The 21,666-nt window shown below is 74.4% G+C and carries 21 protein-coding genes; 11 read left to right on the forward strand and 10 right to left on the reverse strand.

What is annotated here, in order from left to right; all coding sequences use genetic code 11:
- Window positions 1-18: 18 nt before the first annotated feature.
- The gene (locus tag ACFYOP_RS31015; protein WP_356891329.1) at window positions 19-513 is read right to left on the reverse strand and encodes a hypothetical protein; all 495 of its coding nucleotides are present in this window, start codon (window positions 511-513) and stop codon (window positions 19-21) included.
- The gene (locus tag ACFYOP_RS31020) at window positions 513-1,151 is read right to left on the reverse strand and encodes a hypothetical protein (RefSeq protein WP_356891327.1); all 639 of its coding nucleotides are present in this window, start codon (window positions 1,149-1,151) and stop codon (window positions 513-515) included. The genes ACFYOP_RS31015 and ACFYOP_RS31020 overlap by 1 nt, the downstream gene beginning before the upstream one ends.
- Window positions 1,152-1,267: 116 nt before the next feature.
- Between ACFYOP_RS31020 and ACFYOP_RS31025 the strand changes: the two genes are divergently transcribed.
- A complete protein-coding gene (locus ACFYOP_RS31025; protein WP_356891325.1) occupies window positions 1,268-1,747 on the forward strand; it encodes a GNAT family N-acetyltransferase in 480 nt (159 codons plus the stop codon).
- Between the two features lie 17 nt (window positions 1,748-1,764).
- Here ACFYOP_RS31025 and ACFYOP_RS31030 read toward each other — a convergent pair whose 3' ends face one another.
- Entirely contained in the window at window positions 1,765-3,834 is a 2,070-nt protein-coding gene (locus ACFYOP_RS31030; RefSeq protein ID WP_356891323.1) for an MDR family MFS transporter, read from the reverse strand.
- 157 nt (window positions 3,835-3,991) lie between these two features.
- Between ACFYOP_RS31030 and ACFYOP_RS31035 the strand changes: the two genes are divergently transcribed.
- Both ACFYOP_RS31035 and ACFYOP_RS31040 read left to right on the forward strand, forming a co-directional pair.
- Window positions 3,992-5,122 (forward strand): peptidoglycan-binding domain-containing protein, encoded by a 1,131-nt coding sequence (locus tag ACFYOP_RS31035; protein ID WP_356891321.1) that lies wholly within the window; start codon window positions 3,992-3,994, stop codon window positions 5,120-5,122.
- Between the two features lie 120 nt (window positions 5,123-5,242).
- A complete protein-coding gene (locus ACFYOP_RS31040) occupies window positions 5,243-5,902 on the forward strand; it encodes an HAD-IA family hydrolase (RefSeq protein ID WP_356891319.1) in 660 nt (219 codons plus the stop codon).
- Between the two features lie 352 nt (window positions 5,903-6,254).
- Here the strand turns inward: ACFYOP_RS31040 and ACFYOP_RS31045 are convergent, their stop codons facing one another.
- Both ACFYOP_RS31045 and ACFYOP_RS31050 read right to left on the reverse strand, forming a co-directional pair.
- Complete coding sequence (locus tag ACFYOP_RS31045) at window positions 6,255-6,839, reverse strand: TMEM165/GDT1 family protein (protein WP_356891317.1); 585 nt, start codon at window positions 6,837-6,839, stop codon at window positions 6,255-6,257.
- 247 nt (window positions 6,840-7,086) lie between these two features.
- Window positions 7,087-7,839, reverse strand: a complete 753-nt coding sequence (locus tag ACFYOP_RS31050) for an ABC transporter permease (RefSeq protein WP_356891315.1) — start codon at window positions 7,837-7,839, stop codon at window positions 7,087-7,089.
- A gap of 166 nt (window positions 7,840-8,005) precedes the next feature.
- Here ACFYOP_RS31050 and ACFYOP_RS31055 point away from each other — a divergent pair, with 166 nt between their 5' ends.
- The 4 genes from ACFYOP_RS31055 (at window position 8,006) to ACFYOP_RS31070 (ending at window position 12,633) form a co-directional block, all read left to right on the forward strand.
- Complete coding sequence (locus ACFYOP_RS31055; RefSeq protein WP_356891313.1) at window positions 8,006-8,704, forward strand: HNH endonuclease family protein; 699 nt, start codon at window positions 8,006-8,008, stop codon at window positions 8,702-8,704.
- 441 nt (window positions 8,705-9,145) lie between these two features.
- Entirely contained in the window at window positions 9,146-10,930 is a 1,785-nt protein-coding gene (locus tag ACFYOP_RS31060; RefSeq protein ID WP_356891311.1) for an alkaline phosphatase D family protein, read from the forward strand.
- A gap of 338 nt (window positions 10,931-11,268) precedes the next feature.
- Window positions 11,269-11,739, forward strand: coding sequence for a DoxX family protein (locus ACFYOP_RS31065; protein WP_356891309.1), 471 nt, complete (start codon window positions 11,269-11,271; stop codon window positions 11,737-11,739).
- Between the two features lie 231 nt (window positions 11,740-11,970).
- Window positions 11,971-12,633: a VTT domain-containing protein gene (locus tag ACFYOP_RS31070; protein WP_356891307.1), complete on the forward strand. Its 663-nt coding sequence runs from the start codon at window positions 11,971-11,973 to the stop codon at window positions 12,631-12,633.
- Here ACFYOP_RS31070 and ACFYOP_RS31075 read toward each other — a convergent pair.
- A complete protein-coding gene (locus ACFYOP_RS31075) occupies window positions 12,587-12,886 on the reverse strand; it encodes a DUF2277 domain-containing protein (RefSeq protein WP_356891305.1) in 300 nt (99 codons plus the stop codon). The genes ACFYOP_RS31070 and ACFYOP_RS31075 overlap by 47 nt on opposite strands.
- A gap of 187 nt (window positions 12,887-13,073) precedes the next feature.
- Between ACFYOP_RS31075 and cbiE the strand changes: the two genes are divergently transcribed.
- From cbiE to ACFYOP_RS31090, 3 genes are all read left to right on the forward strand, one after another.
- Window positions 13,074-14,312 (forward strand): precorrin-6y C5,15-methyltransferase (decarboxylating) subunit CbiE, encoded by a 1,239-nt coding sequence (cbiE, locus tag ACFYOP_RS31080; protein ID WP_356891303.1) that lies wholly within the window; start codon window positions 13,074-13,076, stop codon window positions 14,310-14,312.
- The gene (gene cobM, locus ACFYOP_RS31085) at window positions 14,309-15,058 is read left to right on the forward strand and encodes a precorrin-4 C(11)-methyltransferase (protein ID WP_356891301.1); all 750 of its coding nucleotides are present in this window, start codon (window positions 14,309-14,311) and stop codon (window positions 15,056-15,058) included. Before cbiE ends, cobM begins: the two co-directional genes overlap by 4 nt.
- 174 nt (window positions 15,059-15,232) lie before the next feature.
- Window positions 15,233-15,655, forward strand: a complete 423-nt coding sequence (locus ACFYOP_RS31090; RefSeq protein WP_356891299.1) for a DoxX family membrane protein — start codon at window positions 15,233-15,235, stop codon at window positions 15,653-15,655.
- 290 nt (window positions 15,656-15,945) lie between these two features.
- Here the strand turns inward: ACFYOP_RS31090 and ACFYOP_RS31095 are convergent, their stop codons facing one another.
- Entirely contained in the window at window positions 15,946-17,061 is a 1,116-nt protein-coding gene (locus ACFYOP_RS31095; RefSeq protein ID WP_356891297.1) for a cobalt-precorrin-5B (C(1))-methyltransferase, read from the reverse strand.
- Window positions 17,062-17,072: 11 nt separating this feature from the next.
- Here ACFYOP_RS31095 and ACFYOP_RS31100 point away from each other — a divergent pair, with 11 nt between their 5' ends.
- Window positions 17,073-17,813 carry a cobalt-precorrin-6A reductase gene (locus tag ACFYOP_RS31100; protein WP_356891295.1) on the forward strand — a complete coding sequence of 247 codons (741 nt, stop codon included), beginning with the start codon at window positions 17,073-17,075 and terminating at the stop codon, window positions 17,811-17,813.
- On the opposite strand, the gene ACFYOP_RS31105 is transcribed toward ACFYOP_RS31100, so the two are convergent.
- The 3 genes from ACFYOP_RS31105 to ACFYOP_RS31115 form a co-directional block, all read right to left on the reverse strand.
- Window positions 17,801-19,273 carry a precorrin-2 C(20)-methyltransferase gene (locus tag ACFYOP_RS31105; RefSeq protein WP_356891714.1) on the reverse strand — a complete coding sequence of 491 codons (1,473 nt, stop codon included), beginning with the start codon at window positions 19,271-19,273 and terminating at the stop codon, window positions 17,801-17,803. The genes ACFYOP_RS31100 and ACFYOP_RS31105 overlap by 13 nt on opposite strands.
- A 116-nt stretch (window positions 19,274-19,389) precedes the next feature.
- Complete coding sequence (locus tag ACFYOP_RS31110; RefSeq protein ID WP_356891712.1) at window positions 19,390-20,016, reverse strand: precorrin-8X methylmutase; 627 nt, start codon at window positions 20,014-20,016, stop codon at window positions 19,390-19,392.
- Window positions 20,017-20,027: 11 nt separating this feature from the next.
- Window positions 20,028-21,605 carry a cobalamin biosynthesis protein CobG gene (locus ACFYOP_RS31115; RefSeq protein ID WP_356891293.1) on the reverse strand — a complete coding sequence of 526 codons (1,578 nt, stop codon included), beginning with the start codon at window positions 21,603-21,605 and terminating at the stop codon, window positions 20,028-20,030.
- Window positions 21,606-21,666: the final 61 nt, after the last annotated feature.

The raw sequence follows: 21,666 nt of genomic DNA on the forward strand, positions 1-21,666 counted from the left end.
CGGACACCGGGTCCGCGGTCAGATCCGCAGCAGCCGCTCCGTCGTCTCGCGGTACTTCCGCAGCGCGACCCGCAGTTCCTCGGTGTCGTCCGCGGAGCCGGGCCCGGACGCGGCGCCGGACGCGGACTCCCGCAGCGTCCGCCGCTGTTCCGCCAGGGACGCCGTGATCCGGTCGCCGGCGTCGTCGAGGACGGCCGCCGCCTCTTCGACGGCGTGGCGCGGGTCGTCGACGAAGCCGGCCAGCGCGTGCTGCAGGCGCTGTTGGAGCCGTTCACGCTCGTCCGGCGGGAGCAGCGGCGCGGGCGCCGCCGCCCCCGGGTCGAGGACGGGCTTCAGCGGCTCGTCCACCGGCCCCGGCCGGGTCGTGTGGGACGCGCTTCGTTCGCTGCGTTCCGCGGTCTGCTTGCCGTCCCGCCCGCCCGACGCGGCGGGGGCGTGGGTTTCACCCGCGGCGCCGAAGGAGCCGGGCGGGACGGCAGTCGGGGGGAGGTCGTCGCCGGACTGGTTTCGCATCACGCACCACTCCGCCCGGGCTTCAGCAGGTGCCCTCGCCCGTGGCCGCGCCCCTGCCCGTGTCCGGGGCGGTGGCGGCCGTGGTCGACGGAACGGTCCGCGACCAGGTCCTCGAAGAGGTCGCGCGCGTCGACCATCGCCTCGCGCAGGTCCTCCGTGCCGGCGCCGGAGTCGGCGCGTGCGGCGCGGTGCACCTCGCGGTAGCCCTCGATGTGGCGGGGGTGGTGGACGGAGAGCGCGGCGAGCTGCTCCTCGTAGCGGCCGGCGGCCGGGAAGCCCCGGTCGGCGGCGAGGCGGCCGAGGAGCTGGTCGGCCTCGGCGACCGCGCTGCGCGGGGAGTCCACGAAGCGTTCCTGCACGGCGGCCCATTCGGCGTCGTACTGTTCGCGCACGCCGGGCGGCAGCGGCTGCGGCGTGAGGTCTTTGTGGCGCCGGACGCGGTCCTGCAGTTCGCGGTCCGTCGCCTTGGCGTCGCCGTCGTGGCGGGCCAGGACCCTCTCGTACTCGGGTCCGAAGCGCCTGCGCAGCGCCCCGCGGCCGCCGACCTGTGCGCGGCGGCGTGCGTAGAGCGCGCCCGCGGCGATCAGGAGGACGACGACCACCGCGACGACGATCAGAACTGTGGTCAGTGTTGACATGACTCACCTTCCGGGTCTGACCCGTGGGCGGACGCTCGCGGTTGGCGAGCGTGCATAGCTGCGAGTAACCGGGAAATGGTTGGCCAAACAACGACCGGCCGGGATACAGAGGGCTCATGACTGCCTGGACCCTGGCCGCCGAGCCCTTCGACTCCCCCGATGCCACCGGGCTGCGGCGCGCGTACTACCACGATGTGGCGAGCCGCTACTGGGGCTGGTCCGCGACCGCGGAGGAGGTCGACGACGGGCTGAGGGACGACGGCGCGGAGCTGCTGACGCCGCCGACGGGCCGGTTCGCCGTGGGCCGGTACGGCGGTGCGGCGGCGGCCTGCGGCGGGGTGCTGATGCTGGACGAGAAGCGGGCCGAGCTGACCCGGGTGTTCGTGCGGCACGAGGTCCGCGGGCGGGGCGGCGCCGGTCTGCTGATGGCGCGGCTGGAGGACGAGGCCCGCGCGCTCGGCGCCGTCCGGATGGTGCTCAACACCCGGCTGGACCTGGTCGAGGCGCGAGCGCTGTACGTCCGGCACGGCTACGCGGAGATACCGGCGTACTGCTCCGGCCCGTATATGGAGATCTGGTACGGCAAGAACCTCTGAGCCGCACCGCGGGACGGTCAGACGAGGGGGCGCCGCCCGTGCGGGGGCTCGTGGTCGCGGCGCGGCTCGGGGCTGTGCGGGGTCTCGTCGTCGGAGCCGCACAGCTCCAGGTTCAGCTCGTGGACCAGCTGGACGAGGTCGGTCGGGCGGTCCGGGCCCCACCAGTCGCCCAGCAGTTCGGCCAGCGAGTCCTCCCGCGCCTGCGCCAGATCGACGGCCACCTCCGCTCCCCGGTCGGTGAGCATCAGGCCGAGGCCCTCGCGGCGGGCGAGCCCGCGCCCCTCCACCTCGCGGGCGGCCTCGGTGATCGCCCGCAGGGGTACGGGGGTGGACTCGGCGAGCAGAGCCGGTTCGACGACGCCGTGGCGCTTCATGCGCAGCAGCAGCCAGCTCGAGGCGGGCAGCAGGTCGTGACCGGCCCGTTCGGTGATCTTCTCGTAGATGTGGCGCCGGCCCTCGCGGGAGCCCAGCACCGACAGGGCCCGTGCGACCTCGTCGTGGGAGGAGCGTTCGACGGGGTTGGAGGCCAGCGTCTCCGTCGGCTCCGGCGCGGTCACCGAGGCGCGCAGCTTGTCCTCCTTGAGGAACCAGGCGATGAGGAAGGCGAGCAGGACGACCGGCACGGCGTACAGGAAGACGTCGGTGATGGCGGTGGAGTACGCGTTCAGCACCGACGGGCGCAGACCGGCCGGCAGCCGGCCGATGGCCCGGGGGTCGGCGGCCAGCTCCGCGGGCCCGGCGCCGGGCGGGATCTGCTGTCCGGCGAGGGCGTCGGTGAGCTTGTGCTCCAGCCGGTTGGTGAAGATGGTGCCGAAGATGGCGACGCCGAACGAGGCGCCGATGGAGCGGAAGAACGTCGCACCGGACGTGGCGACGCCGAGGTCCTCGTAGCCGACGGCGTTCTGGACGACGAGGACGAGGACCTGCATGACGAGGCCGAGTCCGGCGCCGAAGACGAAGAAGAACGTGCTCATCAGCCAGGTGGAGGTGTCCCGCTCGAGCTGGTGGAGCAGCAGCAGCCCGAGTGCCGTGACCGCCGTTCCGAGGATGGGGAAGACCTTCCAGCGGCCGGTGCGGCTGACGATCTGCCCGGACGCGGTGGACGTGAGCAGCAGGCCGAACACCATCGGCAGCATGTGCACGCCGGACAGGGTCGGTGAGACGCCCTGGACGACCTGGAGGAACGTCGGCAGGTACGTCATCGCGCCGAACATCGCGAAGCCGATGACGAAGCTGATGACGGCGACGAGCGTGAAGGTCCTGATCCGGAACAGCTTCAGCGGCAGCACCGGTTCGGCCGCCCTGCGTTCGACGGAGACGAACACGACGAGGAGTACGGCTCCGAGGACGGCGAGGCCGATGATCGGTGCCGAGCCCCAGGCCCACGTCGTGCCGCCGAGGGAGGCGACGAGCACGAGGCAGGTGGCGACGGAGGCGATGAGGAAGGTGCCGAGGTAGTCGATGGTGTGGCGGGTCCTGCGTACCGGGATGTGCAGTACGGCGGCGATGACGAGCAGGGCGACGACGCCGATGGGCAGGTTGATGTAGAAGACCCAGCGCCAGGTGAGGTGTTCGGTGAAGAAGCCGCCGAGCAGCGGACCGAGGACGCTGGTGGCGCCGAACACCGCGCCGAACAGGCCCTGGTACTTGCCGCGTTCGCGGGGCGGTACGAGGTCGCCGACGATCGCCATCGACAGCACCATCAGCCCGCCGCCGCCGAGTCCTTGGACGGCGCGGAAGATGATGAGCTGCGGCATGTTCTGGGCGATGCCGCAGAGGGCGGAGCCGATCAGGAAGATGACGATGGCCGTCTGGAAGAGTTTCTTGCGGCCGTACTGGTCGCCGAGCTTGCCCCACAGTGGGGTTGCGGCGGTCGCGGCCAGCATGTACGCGGTGACCACCCACGACAGATGGTCCATGCCGCCGAGTTCGCTGACGATCGTGGGCAGTGCGGTGGCGACGATCGTCTGGTCGAGCGCGGCGAGCAGCATGCCCAGCAGCAGCGCGCCGATGGCGACGAGGATCGTCCGTCGTGCCTGCCCCCCGGGGGCGGGCCCCACCTGAGCGGTGCTCACTTCCTGGGCCATGCCGTTCTCCTCGGTCGGTGACGCGGTGTTCCCTCCCATCGTGGTGGTTCTGTCCGCTTATGGCCTGCCGAGAGGTGCGCTGAGGCCGGTGGGGCGTTGGGCGTCGCTTGGGGCGGCTGCATAATCGGCGGCAGTTCGATGGGGAGGGGAACCGGCAATGACCGGAAGCAGATGCCCGGAGTGCGCGAGGCCGCGGAACCCGGACGGCAGCGCCGCGCCGGGGTGCGACTGCGCCGCGCGCGCGGGGGCCGCGCACCGTGCGCAGCGGGAGGCGGACGCCTCGGCGGCGGAGTTCGATCCACTGCGGATCAGGCCGTACGTGACGCTGGAGAGCCTCCAGTACGAGCCGCCGGCGGGCGCGGGGCCGGACGGGTACGCGCCGACCGCCGACGGCGCGCCGCCGCGGGTGCGGGCGGCAGACGCCGCGGGCGCGCAGGCCGCGGGGGCCGGTAAGGACGCCGCCCCGACCGTGGCGTTCACTCCGCCCGCGCAACGGGGCGGTGCGGGGCATCCGGAGGGCGTGGCCGGGGCCGTGGACGACGACACCACGGTGCTGCGGGCCATCGCCGCCGGGCCGCCGCCGGACACCATGGGGGGCGCCACCGAGGAGCTGGACCTGTACGTCGCCCGTCCAGGCGCGCAGCCCGAACCGCGGCCCCGGCGGCGCCGTGCGCTCGCGGGGATCGTCGTCGGCGTGGCGGCCGTCGCCGTCGCGGGCACGGCGACGTTCGCCGGCGGATTGCTCTCCGGCGACACCGAGCGGGACCGGGCGCTGCACACGGATGTCCGCAGCGGCTCCCCGAGCGCCAGCGCCGAGCCGGACGCGCCCGCGGAGTCCGTGTCCGCCGCCGCGTCGGCGTCCCCGTCACCGTCCGCGTCGGCCTCCGCGTCCGCCTCGGCGTCGGCGTCCCCGTCGGCCTCCGCCTCGCCGTCGCCGTCGGACGGCGGGCCGAGTACGGGCCCGAGCGCCGGCGACGCCCCGGCCGCCCCCTCGGCGCCGCCGTCGACGGCGGTGGCCACGGGCACGGTCTCGCAGGAGCCGACGCAGCGGCCGGGAGGCGGCACCCTGCGGCGCGGCGACAGCGGCCCGGCGGTGACCGAGCTCCAGCTGCGGCTGCGGCAGCTGTGGCTGTATCCGGACGATTACGCGGCCGACGGGCGGTTCGACGAGGACGTGGAACAGGCCGTGAAGATCTACCAGTGGGACCGCGGCATCGACCGGGACCCGCTCGGGGTCTACGGCCCCCATACGCGCCGCTCGCTGGAGGCCGAGACGCGCGAGCCGTGAGACGGGATTGGCGTCACCGCCCCCGTTTTTGTATCGTGAAGGAACAAAGTGGTTCCGCCCGTACTCCCTGACCGGCGGGCGGAGCCACTTCGTCCTCTTTTGTCGCGCCCTGGAGCCCGTATGACGACCGCCCTGACCGCGAACGCTCTCCTGCTGGACATGGACGGGACCATCGTCAATTCGGACGCCGTGGTGGAGCGCGTCTGGCGGACCTGGGCGACCGAGCACGGGCTGGACGCCGACGAGGCGCTCAAGGTCGTCCACGGCCGGCAGGGCTGGGCCACGATGGCGGCGCTGCTCCCGGACCGCCCCATGGAGCGGAACCACGCCGACAACCGCGTCCTGCTCGCCCAGGAGACGGCCGACACGGACGGCGTGGTCGCCGTCGCCGGCGCCCCCGCCTTCATGGCCGCCGTCGCCGCCCTGCCGCACGCCCTGGTGACCTCGGCCGACCTGGCGCTGGCCACGGCCCGCATGGAGGCGGCCGGGCTGCCGATGCCGCGGGTGCGGGTGACGGCCGAGTGCGTCGGCGCGAGCAAGCCGGACCCCGAGGGCTTCCTCAAGGGCGCTGCCGAGCTGGGCTTCGCTCCCGCGGACTGCGTGGCGTTCGAGGACTCGGACGCCGGCATCACGGCGGCCCGCGCGGCGGGCATGCGCGTGGTCGGCGTGGGGCCCCGCGCCCTGGCGATGGCGCCGGACCTCCACGTACCGGACCTCACGCACCTCGCGGTGACCGCGCACGCGGACGGCGCGATCGAGCTGCGCCGCGTCTCCGCGTAGCTGCCCGCGTCCGCGTGCCGGTCACCGGCCGGTGACCGGCACGGTCAGGGCCCCTCGTTCGGAGCTTGCCGGGCTCGCGTGCCCTGGCACCGCACCTCGCCGCGCCGTCGTCAGTCGCCGACTCCCCCGGCCCTTCGGGCACCGGAGGCGCCCCACCGCGTGGACTCTCCCCCTGCCTTCGGCGGGGAGGGGGAGCCCCATTCTCCGGCCTTGCGCTACGTCCCCTCGGCCCTGGGGGCCTGGGGGCCTGGGGGCCTGGGGAGACCCCCCACGCCTCGACCCCGGAGGGCCCGGGGAGACCCCCACGCCTCAGACTCCGCTCACCGATCCGGCCTGATCCGAACGAAAGACGCTAGCCGGTGACCGCCTCGAAGAGGCTGAAGCCGGCCAGGGCCAGCATCAGGCACGCCGCGACCTTGGTGATCAGCTTCAGCGGCACGTACTTCATCAGCGTCCGGCCGCCCACGATCCCGATGCCGGCGACCGCCCAGAGCGCCAGCACCGCGCCGACGCCCACCGAGACCGGGTTGTCGTAACGGGCCGCGAGATTGGCGGTCATGATCTGCGTCAGGTCGCCGAACTCCGCGACGAGGATCAGCATGAAGCCCGCCCCGGAGACCTTCCAGAAGGACTGGTCGGCCGGGGCCTTGATGGTCTCCTCATCGCCGTCGTCCTTCTTCAGCAGCAGCATCAGCGCGCCCCCCAGGAACAGGACGCCCACCACGGCCTGCACCAGGCGGTGCGGCAGCAGGGTCAGCACGCTGCCCGCCGCGATGGCGAGCGCGACATGGACGGCGAACGCGGCCGCGACACCGGCGAAGACGTACGAGGCGCGGTAGCGGGTGCCGAGCATCAGACCGGCGAGCGCGGTCTTGTCGGGCAGTTCGGCGAGGAAGACGACGCCGAAGGTGATCGCCATGACGGTGAAGCTGATCACGGGTGGAACCTCAATCGGTCGGGCGCGGCCCTGCCGAGAGTCCTGAGCGTTTCAGGGGTCGCTTCGGCACGGCAGCGCCATGAACACGTACATGGGCACTGCGGCCGAAGGTCTCGCTGGCGAGTCTCTGCGACGAGACCGCCTCCGGGCGCCGGCCGGGCACGAGGCCCAGCAGTATGTCGACGGTCCGGCGAAGAGCTACTCCCCTTCTGCACCGCACAGCCTACGCGATGCACCCGTTCGGCCGTCAGGGACCTTGGTCCCGGGGCGAGCGGTGCAGACGTCCCCTCGCGACCAGCTCCAGCACCAGCGCCACGGCGACGGCCTGCACGGCCATCAGCGCGACCAGCACGAAGAGCTGCACCGCGCCCGCCTCCACCGGTGACGCGCCGCCCAGCAGCATGCCGACGAACGCGCCCGGGAGAGTGACGAGGCCCACGGTCCTGGTCTGGTCGAGGCCGGGGAGCATCGCGTCGGACGCGGGCCCGCGGGCGACCTCGAGGCGGGCGTCGCGGTCGGCGAGGCCGAGGGCCAGGCCGGCCTCCACCTCCCCGCGGCGCTGCTCCAGCTCGTCCAGCGCCCGCCGGCCGCCGAGCGCCGTCACGGTCAGGGCCCCGCCGATGAGGATGCCGGTCACCGGAACGAGGGTGATGCCCTTCACCGGGACCAGTCCGGTGAGCAGCAGCGCGGTCACGACGGGCAGCACGCCCGCGGCGATCGGCAGGCCGGCCCACCACCAGGTGGCGTTGGCGGTGATGCGCCGGCCGGCGGTGCGGACGGCGACCGCGTACATGAGGACGAGGAAGGCGAGCAGCAGCGGTACGGAGCGGACGACCCAGCCGATCACCGCGGAGACGGCGGCGAGTTGGACCGCGGCGCGCACGCCCGCGACGGCGATGTCGCGCGAACGCCCCAGGTGGGCGAGGGCCGCCACGGTGGCCGCGGCGGCCAGCAGGACGGCCAGTACGGCCCCGAGGGTGAGGTTGACCGGCAGCAGCACGCGGCAACCCTACGACGCGCAGCAGTCTGTGCCGGTGCGTCAGAACCCTTGATGTGACGTGCCCATGTCGTCACTCTGTTACCTGGCGCCCATCCCCAGGCAACCCGGCGCCGTCAGCATGGCCATGCCCGAAAGGCCAAGCTCCCCCCACTGCAGAGGAGTTCACATGTCAGGTGTCTACGCGCGTCGAAGCCGCGGCGCCGGTGCCGATGCCGGTGCCGGTTCCCGTGCCGTCGCCCGCCGAATAGGCGTGCTCGCCGCGGCCTCGGCCCTCGCCACGACCGGTCTGCTGGCCACCGCCCCCGCCGCCCAGGCCGCGCCCCCCACCCCCGTCAGCGCCTCCACCGCCCGCAGCTACCTCAGCCAGCTGACCGTGTCCGCGGAGGGCTCCTCCTCCGGCTACAGCCGTGACCTCTTCCCGCACTGGATCACCCAGTCGGGCTCCTGCAACACCCGCGAGGTCGTCCTCAAGCGCGACGGCACGAACGTCGTGCAGAGCTCCACCTGCGCGGCCGTGAGCGGCCGTTGGTACTCCCCCTACGACGGCGCCACCTGGTACGCGGCCTCCGACGTCGACATCGACCACATCGTCCCGCTCGCGGAGGCGTGGCGCTCCGGCGCGAACAGCTGGACCACGTCCAAGCGCCAGCAGTTCGCCAACGACCTGACCCGTCCTCAGCTGATCGCCGTCACGGACAACGTCAACCAGTCCAAGGGCGACAAGGACCCGGCGGAGTGGATGCCGCCGCGGAGCTCGTACCACTGCTACTACGCGCGGATGTGGGTGCACACGAAGTACTACTGGAACCTGAAGGTCGACTCGGCGGAGAAGAGCGCGCTCCAGTCGGTCCTGAACACCTGCTGACGCGCCGGGGCGCGGGATGCGGGGGCCGGGGCGCGGCGGCCTCGTCGGGACGCTGCCCCCAACCCCGCGCCTCAATCGCCGGCGGGGCTTGAGTGACCGGTTCCGTGCCGGATCCGGCGCCTTGAGCGCCGGGGGCTGAAGTGGCCGGACACCTCGAGCCCGGCCTGGGGGCACTCCCCCTGCGGCCTGGCTGCCGTGGGAGGCGCCCACGGCCGCCTGGCCGCAGGGGGGATTGAGGCAGACCGCGCGGAGAGCGGTACCGGGCCCCGGGCGGAGCCCCGAACCCGCCGCCCGGAGGGCGGTCACCGGGGCCCGGGGGCAGCGCCCCGGTCCGGGAAGGGGCGGGGTGGGGAACAGGGCCGCCGCAGAGCGCACCCCGTGGAACCCCTCCGCCCCCCTGATTCGTTCCGTACCGTACGGGGCGACAGGAAGGGGCGTCACATGACCCGGCTGCGCCTGGGCCCACTGCTGCGGCACGTCGACTGGGAGACGGGCACCGCCGCGACCGTCTGGGTCGAGACGGACCGCGCGTGCACCGCCGAGGTCCGCTGCGACCCGGGCGGAACCCACGGCGGCGGCGCCGGCTCCGCCCGGACGTTCACGATCGCCGGCCACCACTACGCCCTGATCCCGGTCACCGGTCTGACACCGGGCTCGGCGACCGCGTACGAGGTACTGCTCGACGGCGAGCGCGTCTGGCCCCCCGAGGGCTCCGCGCTGCCGCCGAGCACGATCCGCACCCCGGTCCCCGGGGCCGACGCCGTGCGCGTCACGTTCGGGTCGTGCCGCTGGGCGGCCCGGCCCGCCCACGGGCACGACCCGGTGGGGCCGGACGCCCTGGACACGCTCGCCGCGCGGCTCGCCCACATGCCGGAGGACGAGCGCCCGGACGTACTGCTCCTCCTCGGCGACCAGGTGTACGCGGACCAGACCTCCGACGCGACCGGCGCCCGGCTGGCCGCCCGCCGCGACCCCGATGTGCCGCCGGGCGACGGAGTGGCGGACTACGAGGAGTACACCTGGCTGTACGACGAGTCCTGGCGCGACCCGGACGTCCGCTGGCTGCTCTCCACCGTGCCCAGTTGCATGATCTTCGACGACCACGACGTGATCGACGACTGGAACACCAGCACGGCGTGGCTCGCCGACATGCGGGCCACGCCCTGGTGGCAGGAGCGGGTCGTCAGCGCGCTGATGTCGTACTGGGTGTACCAGCACCTGGGCAATCTCTCGCCCGCCGAGCTCGCCGCCGACCCGCTGTACGAGGAGGTGCGGTCGGCGCCCGACGGGACCGCCGCCCTGCGGTCCTTCGCCGAGAAGGCCGACCAGGACGCGGCCTCCGTACGCTGGAGCTACCGCCGCGACTTCGGCCGTACCCGGCTGCTGATGGTGGACACCCGGGCCGCCCGGGTGCTGGACGAGCAGAGCCGGTCGATCCTCGGTCCGGGCGAGGCCCGGTGGCTGCGTGAACAGGCGCTGGACGACCCGGAGTCGGTCGACCACCTCCTCATCGGCACGTCACTGCCGTGGCTGCTGCCGCCCCTGGTCCACCACGCGGAGAGCTGGAACGCGGCGCTGTGCCGCGGCGAGCGCGGCCCGCGCTGGTCGCGTTTCGGCGAGCGGCTGCGCCGTCTGGCGGATCTGGAGCACTGGTCGGCGTTCCCGTCGTCCTTCGAGGAGCTGTCGCGGCTGATCGCGCAGGCGGGGAGCGGCCCCGACGCGCCGGCGACGGTGTGCGTGCTCTCGGGCGACGTCCATCACGCGTACGTGGCGGAGCCGGAGTGGCCGGACGTCCCGGACGCAGAGGACCGGGGGGACGGGGCGGACGGGGCGGACGGGGCGGACGGGGCGGACGGCGACAACGCCGTGGTCCGGCCGGACGCCCGCGTGCTCCAGCTGACGTGCTCACCCGTGCACAACTCCATCCCGCGCCCGGTGAGGCTCGGCTTCCGGTTCGGCTGGAGCGGGGTGGGGCGACGGCTGGGCCTCCTCTTCGCCCGGCACGGACGCACCGGCCTGCCCCTCGTCCGCTGGCGCCGCACCGGCGGACCGTGGTTCGGCAACCAGTTGATGACGCTGACGCTCCGGGGGCGATCCGCGTCGCTGCGGCTGGAGCAGGCACGGGCGGAGCGCAAGGGCGCCGGCCGCGGCCGGCTGACGACGCTCTTCGAACGCCCGCTGACGGCCGGCGCGTCGGACACCACTGCGCCCACGGACGGTTACTGAACCTCTCGCGCCCCGCCGGAACCAGCCGCCCCAGCCGCCCCGAGCGCCGATTTCCCGCCAAACCCCGAGGCGCCTGGCCGAGGAGTCTCCCTCGGCCGGGTGCCCGATATTCCGTGCGCCGTGTCGCGAAACCGGGACGCCCCGGGACCACCCCACGTCACAGACGTACCGGCGCCCGAGCCCCCACACCGGCACCGGCGAACACGAGATGGCGGAAAGACGAACCCACGGCCGGAATCAGCCGACGAATAAATGTTGAACTTGCAAGTAATGATTAGGTCTGCCTAACGTGTGACCCCCCTCATCGGTTCTGTCCCCGAAACCGAAGGAGCCACGACGTGGCCACCCCCAGCCTTCCCACTCGCCTGAACCAGGCGCAGCCGTATGCGCTCGGCCTGTTCCGCGCCGTCGTCGGTCTGCTGTTCCTGTGCCACGGGGCCGCCTCCCTGTTCGGTGTCCTCGGCGGCGCCATGGGCGGCGGAACGATTCCGGCCGGCACCTGGCCCGGCTGGTACGCCGCGGTGATTCAGCTGGTCGCCGGCGGCCTGGTGATGCTCGGCATAGGCACCCGCAGTGCGGCCTTCATCGCCTCCGGTTCCATGGCGTACGCGTACTTCAAGGTGCACCAGCCCGAGGCGCTGTTCCCGCTGCAGAACCACGGCGAGGCGTCGGCGATGTTCTGCTGGGCGTTCCTGCTGCTGGTCTTCACCGGGCCCGGCGCGCTGGCGCTGGACCGGCTGCTCTCGCCGCGCGGCACCGACCGCCCGGCCGAGGAGGCGCCGAAGGAGCGGGCGACCACCGCCGCCTGATCCGCTGAGCACGATCCGACCGCCCGGCCCCGTCGCCTCCTCGGCGAAGGGTCCGGGCGTCATCTTGTCGCGTTCCAATCCATCCGTACGGGCGGTTTCCGCGCCGCGCGCGCCCGGGAAGCGCCCCGTGTCGATCTCCCCCGAAGCCCGGGCGTACGCTGTACAGCTGTCCGGCCGACCAGCCGCTCTCCCGCGAGAGCCGTGGCCTCGCGACGAACGGGGAGAGTCAAGGTGCTCGAGAGCATTGGGTCGCTGACCGGCAGCCCATGGATCTACGCCGTCGTGGCGTTGTCCGTGCTCCTCGACGTCTTCCTGCCCGTGCTGCCCAGCGGAGTCCTGGTGATCACCGCCGCCACGGCGGCCGCCGCCGGGTCGACCGCCGACGCGGCCGGCACCGCCGCCGCGGTCGCGGCGGGCCAGGTGCCGCAGGAGGTCCCGTCGCTGCTGGTCCTCGTGCTGTGCGCGGCGACCGCCTCCGTGCTCGGCGATCTCGTCGCCTACCGGCTCGCCTGGCGGGGCGGGGACCGGCTCGACCGGGCCATCGCCCGCTCACGCCGGCTGACCCGGGCGCAGGAACGTCTCGGCGCCGCCCTGAGCCGGGGCGGGGGCACGCTGGTCGTCATCGCGCGGTTCGCGCCCGCCGGCCGTTCCGTCGTCTCGCTGGGCGCGGGCGCCGCGCACCGCAAGGTGAAGGACTTCCTGCCGTGGTCGGCCCTGGCCGGCATCGCCTGGGCCGGATACGCCGTCGGGCTCGGCTGGTTCGGCGGCCAGTGGCTCGGCGCGAGCTGGATCGGCGCGGCCGTCTCCGTACTCGCGCTGTTCGGCGCCGGCTCGCTCGCTGCCTACGTCATGCGGCGTCCGGCTGCGGAGCCGGCTCCTGAGCCGACCGTCTAGGAGCCGCCGGCGCCTCGCCGGCGGCCTGCCCGGAGCGGCCGCCCGAACCACGCACCTCGAGCCCGTCGAGGAGTCTGCGGGTCGCCTCCGCGATCTCCTCGACGGCCTGCTCGAAGACCTCACGGTTGTGCGCCGCGGGGGCGCGGAAACCCGAGACCTTGCGCACGTACTGCAGGGCGGCGGCCCGGACGTCCTCCTCCGTGGCCTCTTCGGGAAGGACGGGTGGACGGAGAGTCTTGATGCTGCGGCACATGCCTCCAGTGTGCCGCGCGCCACTGACAGCCGGGCCGGCGTGCGCCGAAGGACACCGGAGGACGCCGGAGGACGCCGGGCGACACCGTCCGGCACCGGCGGTAACCCCGGGTGCCCGGAAGGGCGTGACCGGACGGCCAGTAGAGTGCGGCTCCGTCCCCTGCCGACCGTCGACGAGGTACCGCTCAGTGACCCCCGCACCACGCTCACCAGCAGTAACCGTCGTCGGGATCGGCGCGGACGGCTGGCCAGGACTGTCCCCCGGCGCCCAGGACGCCCTGCTGGACGCGGAGGCCGTCATCGGCGGGCCACGGCAGCTGGAGCTGCTGCCCGCCGACTGCGCCGCGGAGCGCGTGACCTGGCCGACCCCGCTGCGGCCCGCCGTCGCCGGGCTGCTCGCCTCTTATGAGGGCCGCAGGCTGGCGGTCCTGGCCAGCGGCGACCCGATGTTCTACGGGATCGGCCGCGCGCTGGCCGAAGAACTCGGCCCCGGCGCGCTGCGCGTCCTCCCGCACCCCTCCTCCGTCTCCTACGCCTGCGCCCGGCTCGGCTGGCCCGTCGAGGACACCCCGACCGTCACGCTCGTCGGCCGTCCCGCCGGGCAGTTGGCCGCCGCCCTGCACGACGGACGCCGGCTGCTGGTGCTCAGCGCCGGCGCGGACACGCCCGCCGAAGTGGCGGCCCTGCTGCGGGACCGCGGCTTCGGCCCCACCCGGATGCGGGTCCTCGAACAGCTCGGCGCACCCGCCGAACGCGTCGTGGACGGCCGCGCCGACGGCTGGACCGCGCCGCCCGGCGACCCGTTGAACGTCATCGCCCTCGAATGCCGCCGGGGCGAGGGCGCGTTGCGGCTGTCCGCCGTACCCGGTCTGCCCGACGAGGCGTACGAGCACGACGGGCAGCTCACCAAGCGCCACATCCGCGCGGCGACGCTCGCCGCCCTCGGGCCCGCGCCCGGCGAACTGCTGTGGGACGTCGGCGGCGGCTCCGGTTCGATCGCCGTCGAATGGATGCGTACGGACCCGTCCTGCCGGGCCGTCACCGTCGAACGCGACCCGGCGCGGGCCGCGCGCATCGCCCGTAACGCCGACACCCTCGGCGTCCCCGCACTGCGCGTCGTCACCGGCGCCGCGCCCGACGCGCTCGCCGGACTGCCCGCCCCGGACGCGGTGTTCATCGGCGGCGGGCTCACCGTCCCCGGGCTGCTGGACGCCTGCTGGGACGCGCTGCCGGCCGGCGGCCGCCTCGTCGCCAACACGGTCACCCTCGAGTCCGAGGCGCTGCTCGCCCGTCGTCACGCACGCCACGGCGGCGAACTCGTCCGCCTCGCCGTCTCGCACGCCGTACCCGTCGGCGGCTTCACCGGCTGGCGCCAGGCCATGCCCGTCACCCAATGGTCCGTCACCAAAGCAGGAGATCCGACATGACCGTGTACTTCATCGGTGCGGGCCCCGGCGCCGCCGACCTGATCACCGTCCGCGGCGCGCGCACGCTCGCGTCGTGCGGCGTCTGCCTCTACGCGGGCTCCCTCGTCCCCCGCGAACTCCTCGCCGAGTGCCCGCCGGACGCCCGTCTCGTCGACACGGCCCAGCTCGACCTGGACGCCATCACCGCCGAGGTCGTCCGCGCCCACGAGGAGGGCCACGACGTGGCCCGGCTGCACTCGGGCGACCCGTCCGTCTTCAGCGCCGTCGCCGAGCAGATGCGGCGCCTGGACGCGGCGGGCGTGCCGTACGAGATCGTGCCGGGCGTCCCGGCGTTCGCGGCGGCGGCCGCGGCGCTGAAGCGGGAACTCACGGTCCCGACCGTCGGCCAGACCGTCATCCTCACCCGCATCTCCCAGCAGGCGACGCCCATGCCCGACGGCGAGGACCTCGCCACCCTCGGCCGCAGCGGCGCGCTCCTCGTCCTCCACCTCGGCGCGCGCTACGTCGACCGGATCGTGTCCGAGCTCGTCCCCCACTACGGCGCCGACTGCCCGGCCGCGGTGGTGGCGATGGCCAGCCGCCCGGACGAACTCGTGCTGCGCGGCACGCTGGAGGACATCGCGACGCAGGTGAAGTCGGCGGGCGTGACACGCACGGCGGTCATCATGGTGGGCCGCGTCCTGGCGGCGACGGGCTTCCGCGACAGCCACCTGTACTCGGCGGAGCGCGACCGGCACGTCTGCTGACGCCGCGGGTTCGGACGTGGCCGGGTCGGGGTCGGCCGGGTCGGTGAGCGCGGCGTCCCCCGGGGCGGGCACGCTGCGCCGGTGGCACGTGCGCCGGAGGGGCAGGGCGTGGCGGTGCGGAGTAGCGTGGGAGGGAGGCGACATGGCACCGATCTCACAGGCCGGAGGCCACCCATGGACGTCCTCGTCCTCGTCGGACGCATCCTCTTCACGATCGTCTTCCTCGGCTCGGCCCTCAACCACCTGACGCAGACCAAGCAGATGGCCGCCTACGCCGGAAGCCGCGGCATCCCCACCGCGATGGCCACGCCGGCCACCCTGCTCACCGGGCTGCTGCTCCTGGCGGGCGGGCTGAGCGTGCTCCTCGGCGTCTGGGCCGATCTCGGGGCGCTGCTGCTGGCGGTGTTCCTGATCCCGACCGCGCTGGTGATGCACGCCTTCTGGAAGGAGGAGGGCGACGCCAGAACCCCGGAGATGCTCCACTTCATGAAGGATCTCGCGCTGGGCGGGGCGGCGTTGATGCTGCTCGCCTTCTTTTCGTACACCGGCGACGAACTGGGTCTGACGATCACTGGCCCCTTGTTCGACATCACCTGAGCGGGCCACCGGGGCAGGGGGCGGAGCCGGGACCCCGAGCCCGGACAGGGGGACGCGCAGGGGGTCGGGGGCCGGGACGTGAAGCGCCGCAACGCGCGCGCAGCGGGGTGAGGACAGCAGTCCCGGACACGACCACCGGAGCGGCACCCGGACACCGGACAACCAGGACCGGGCCACGCCCGGACGCGCGGCACCCGGACACCGGACGACAGACACTGGCCACGCCCGGAAACGGCACCGGGACCGGGCCGTGCCCGGAGGCGTGACCCGGTCCGCCGCCCGCCCCAGGGCTACGCGCGGCCCACGACCTCGCCCGCGCGGTCCACGCACACCACGTCCACCGCCACCGGCGCGCCCCGCAGGACCGCGAGGGCCTGGTCGCGGGCCGCTGCCGCGACCAGGTCGCCGAGGGGGACGCCGGCCGCGCTGCACATCTGGAGTGCGGCGAGCCCCGTGTTGGCCGCGGCGACCTCCGCCGCGAGCGTCTCGTCCGCGCCGCCGCGCCGCGCCAGGTCCGCAAGGAACGCCTTGTCGACCTGGGAGCGGCCCGAGTGGAGGTCCAGGTGGCCGGCGGCCAGCTTCGAGAGTTTGGCGAAGCCGCCGCAGACGGTGAGGCGTTCGACGGGGTGGCGTCGCACGTACTTGAGCACCGCGCCCGCGAAATCGCCCATGTCGAGCAGCGCGTCCTCCGGCAGCCCGTAGAGGGAGACGACGGTCCGCTCCGACGTGGAGCCCGTGCAGCCGGCGACGTGCGTGCGGCCCGCCGCGCGGGCGACGTCCACGCCGCGCCGGATCGAGTCGATCCACGCCGAGCACGAGTACGGGACGACGATCCCCGTCGTACCGAGGATGGACAGCCCGCCCAAGATCCCGAGCCGCGGGTTCCAGGTGGAGCGGGCGATGTCCTCGCCGTGGTCGACGGAGACGGTGATCTCGACGTCCCCGGCGCCGCCGTGCCGCGCGGCGACCGCGGCGACGTGGTCGCGCATCATCCGCCGCGGTACGGGGTTGATCGCGGGCTCGCCGACGTCGAGGGGCAGTCCGGGCCGGGTGACCGTGCCGACTCCCGGCCCGGCCCGGAAGACGACCCCGGAGCCGGCCGGCAGCAGCCGTACCGTCGCGCGGACCAGCGCGCCGTGCGTGACGTCCGGGTCGTCGCCGGCGTCCTTGACGATCCCGGCCATGGCCGAGTCGGCGGAGTCGGCCGGGAGCGACTCGGCGGCCAGGGCGAACGCCGGTGTCTGGCCCTTGGGGAGCGTGATGGTCACCGGGTCGGGGAACTCCCCGGTCAGCAGCGCCGTGTACGCCGCGGTCGTCGCGGCCGTCGCACAGGCACCGGTCGTCCAGCCGGGCCGCAGACCGGTGTGCTTGAGTTGGGCGTCACGCCCTCCGCTCGACTCAGTCATGGACGGATCCGATGCACGTACTGGTCCTCGGCGGTACCACCGAGGCCCGGCGGCTCGCCGGGACACTGCACGCCCTGCCGGGTGTGCGCGTCACGAGCAGCCTCGCCGGCCGGGTCGCCACTCCCAGGATGCCTCCCGGCGAGGTCCGGGTCGGCGGGTTCGGCGGGGCCGAGGGCCTGGCGCGATGGCTGTGCGAGCACGAGGTCGGCGCGGTCATCGACGCCACCCATCCTTTCGCCGGAACGATCAGTTTCAACGCGGCCCGGGCCGCCGCCGACGCCCATGTTCCCCTGCTGGCGCTGCGCCGCCCCGGCTGGGCCCCGGCAGAGGGCGACGACTGGCACCCGGTCGGCTCCCTGGAGGAGGCCGCGGAGGCGGCCCGCGCGCTCGGCAGCAGGGTGTTCCTGACCACCGGCCGCATGGGGCTCGCCTCCTTCGCGCACATCGACGACGTCTGGTTCCTGGTGCGGTCCGTCGACGCCCCCGAGGGTCCGCGTCCGCCCCGTACGGAGGTGCTGCTGGACCGGGGTCCGTTCACCCTCGACGGCGAGCGGGAACTGCTGCGCCGCCACCGCGTCGACGTGCTCGTCACCAAGGACAGCGGCGGCGCGGCGACCGCGCCCAAGCTGACGGCCGCGCGGGAGGCGGGCGTGCCCGTGGTGATCGTGCGCCGCCCGCCGGTCCCGGACGGGGTGCCGGTCGCCGCCGGCCCCGAGGAGGCCGCCGCCTGGCTGGCGGCCTACTCCGGGTAGCGCCGCGGGGTCCAGACGATCTCCTCGCCGTCGCCCCTGCGTACGACCTGGGTCTGCGACGAACCGATCAGCAGAATGGTGCGCATGTCGACCTGGGCCGGGTCGAGTTCGCCGAGCCGTACGATCCGTACGCTCTCCTCCGGCCCGCCGATGTCCCGGCCGAGCACCACGGGGGTGTCGGGCGCGCGGTGTCCGAGGAGCAGTTCGCGGGCCTTGCCGACCTGCCAGGTCCGGCTGCGGGAGCCCGGGTTGTAGAGGGCGAGCACCAGGTCGGCGGCGGCCGCGGCGGCCAGTCGCTCCGCGATGACCTCCCAGGGCTTGAGCCGGTCGGAGAGTGAGAGGACGGCGTAGTCGTGGCCGAGCGGCGCGCCGGCCTTCGCGGCGGCGGCGTTGGCGGCGGTGACGCCGGGAAGCACCCGTACGGGCACGTCCCTGTACGGGCCCTGGGACGCCACTTCCAGCACGGCGGTGGCCATGGCGAAGACGCCCGGATCACCGCCGGAGACGACCGCGACACGGCGCCCGCGCCGGGCGAGGTCGAGCGCGAACTCGGCGCGCTCGGACTCGACCTTGTTGTCGGAGCCGTGCCGGATCTGGCCCGGCCGCTGCGGCACCCGGTCCACATAGGTGGTGTAGCCGACGAGTTCGTCGGCGTCGGCGAGTTCGCGCCGGGTCTCGGGGGTGAGCCACAGGGGGCCCGCGGGCCCGGTGCCGACGACGACGACCTCGCCGCGGCCGGTGTCCGGGCGGGGGTTGGCGATCCGGCTGGGCACGACGGCGACGGAGAAGTACGGCACGGACTCCGGGTCGATGCCGGCCAGTCGACCGGTGCGTTCGCCGCTCATCGTGGCCCGCTCGACGTAGCGGGCCTCGTCCAGCCGGCCGGACGTCTCCATCGCCCTGCGGACGGCGGGGAAGGTACGGCCGAGCTTCATCACCACGGCCGAGTCGGTCGCGGCGAGACGTGCGGTCAGCTCCTCCTCCGGCAGCGTGCCGGGGATGATCGTCAGCACCTCCTCCGCCTCGCACAGCGGGGTGCCGAGCCGGGCGGCCGCCGCGCTGACGGAGGTGACGCCGGGGATGACCTCGGTCGGATAGCGGTGCGCGAGCCGCTTGTGCATGTGCTGGTACGAGCCGTAGAAGAACGGGTCGCCCTCGGCGAGCACGGCGACGCTGCGGCCGGCGTCGAGGTGCGCGGCGAGCCGGGCGGCGGCCTGCTCGTAGAAGTCGTCGAGCGCGCCGCGGTAGCCGCCGGGATGGTCGGTCGTCTCGACGGTGATCGGGTACATCAGGCGCTCCTCGATGTGCTCGGGGCGCAGATGCGGTGCGGCGATCGACCGGGCGATGGACCGGCCGTGGCGGGCGCAGTGGTACGCGATGACGTCGGCCTCCGCGATGACGCGGGCCGCGCGCAGGGTCATCAGCTCCGGGTCGCCGGGGCCGAGCCCGACGCCGTACAGCCGGCCGGTGCCCGCGGTGCCGGGGTTCGCGTCGCCGGTGCTCCGGGTGTCGTCGCTCCGGGTGTCCTCGCTGGCGTTGTCGCCGTTCCGGCGGTCGTCGTTCTGGTTGTCGGCCACTACTCCGCCTCGCTCGCGATCGCGTTGACTGCGGCGGCGGCCATCGCGCTGCCGCCCCGGCGTCCGCGCACCACCAGGTGTTCCAGGCCCAGCGGGTGCGCGGCCAGCGCGTCCTTCGACTCGGCCGCGCCGATGAAGCCGACGGGCACGCCGATGACCGCCGCCGGGCGCGGCGCGCCCTCCGCGATCATCTCCAGCAGCCGGAACAGCGCGGTGGGCGCGTTGCCGACGGCGACCACTGAGCCTTCGAGGCGGTCCCGCCACAGTTCGAGGGCGGCGGCGGACCGGGTGGTGCCCATCTTCGCGGCCAGGTCCGGCACGGACGGGTCGGACAGCGTGCAGATCACCTCGTTGTCGGCGGGCAGCCGCTTGCGGGTGACGCCGCTGGCGACCATCTGCGCGTCGCAGAGGATCGGCGCGCCGGAGCGCAGGGCGGCCCGGGCACGGCCGACGACGTCCGGGCTGTGGACGAGGTCGCGGACGAGGTCGACCATTCCGCAGGCGTGGATCATGCGGACCGCGACCTGTGAGACGTCGGCCGGGAGTCCGGCGAGGTCCGCCTCCGCGCGGATCGTGGCAAAGGACTGGCGGTAGATGGCCGCGCCGTCCTTCTCGTACTCGAACACGGTGCTCTCGCTCACTTCGTCGGGGCCTTCGTGGGGGTCTTCGTGGGGGTGGTGCGCGCCGCCGCGAGGGCGTCGGCGAGTTCGGGGAAAGGGACGGCACGGGGCGGGGCTTCGCCGGGTGCGGACACCTCGTACCGGCCGTCGCCGGTCGCGACGACGTCGACCCGGGCGCCGCGGGGGTGGCCGCAGCGGCGTTCGCAGCCGGACCAGTGGACGGGCAGGCCGCCCGCGCCGGCGGCCAGGTGGGCGGTGGCGTCGGCGCGTACGTCGGCGAGGGACTTGGCACAGCCGGGGCGCCCCGTGCAGGCGCCGACGCCGAGCCACGGCGAGTCGGGATCGGTGACGAGCCCGGCGCCGGCCAGCACGCCCAACGGCTCGGGCCCGGCACCCGGCACGACGACCCCCCGCCACGGCGTGACGCGCAACTCGCCGGTGCCGTGCCGCTCTGCGACTTCGGCGACCAGCCGCCACTGGACGGCGCTGAGCCGTCCGAGCGGCGCGACCACGTACAGCCCGCCGGGTCCGGCCCCGGGCACGGGGAGGCCGTGCGCCACGGCGGCCGGCCGGTGCCCGGGCGTCGCGTCACCCGGTGCGGGAGCCGCGCCGCCCACGGCCGACGGCCGGGCAGCGGAGGCGAAGCCGCCGGCCCGGGCGGGAACCGCGGCGACCGCCCCCCGGTCCCGGCGAACCGGACCGGTGGGATGCGTTTCCCGGCCCGCTCGGGTGCCCGGCGCGTCATCACCGGCGCTGCCCGCGCCGACGTGCGGAACGGGGCCGGCCGAGGCGGACCCGTCCGGCGGGGCCGTTCCAACCGACGCAGCGGCCCCGCCGGACGGGTCCGCGGCGAGGCCGACTGCCGCGGCCCGCGCGACGAGGTCCGGGGCAGACACCGCGTGTTCCGGCGGGAGTTCGCCGACCCGCCAGGCGCGCGTGGCGCTCACGTCGGCGGCGTCGAGGAAGGCGTACGCCGCGAGCAGCATCGCGTGCGGGCCGTCCTCGGCGCGGACGCGTACCGCCGCGTCCCCGACGCTCACGCGCACCGCCGCGCCGCCCGGTTGTGCGAGCAACATCACATCCGCGGCGAACTCGGCCATGTCCCCGCGGCCGTCGTCCAGCGCGAACAGGAAGCGTCCCGAAAGCTCCGGCGCGCGTTCGCTCGCGCACAGCAGCGCGTCCAGTTCCCGTACGAGCGGCTGCACGTCCAGGTGCCCCCGGCCGTCGAGCCCGGACAGCGGGGAGGCGACGACGTTGCGCACGCGTTCGTGGCGCGGCGCGGGCAGCAGGCCCGCCGCGTCCAGCAGCCGGGCCAACTCCCCCGCGCAGCCCGGTTCCAGGCCCCTCAGCTGGAGGTTGCCCCGGGAGGTGATGTCCAGCGCGCCGTCGCCGAGGCGCTCGGCCGCGTCGGCGAGCGTGTACGCCTGCGCGGCGCTCAGGACGCCGGCCGGGACGCGGACGCGCGCCAGCGCACCGTCGTCCGCGCTGTGCAGACGCAGTGCGCCGGGGCAGGCATCACCGCGGTCCCGGACGGGAGTTGCGGAAGTTACGGGAGTTTCGTCCGGGTCCGGGCGGTTCGAGGGGGCCGGAGGCATGGCGGCGAGCATACCGACCATCACACAGGCCCCCGTCGCCCCCGGCCCGCTCGGGCGCCCT

The sequence above is a fragment of the Streptomyces sp. NPDC006294 genome (assembly GCF_042870895.1).
Taxonomy (GTDB): Bacteria; Actinomycetota; Actinomycetes; order Streptomycetales; family Streptomycetaceae; genus Streptomyces.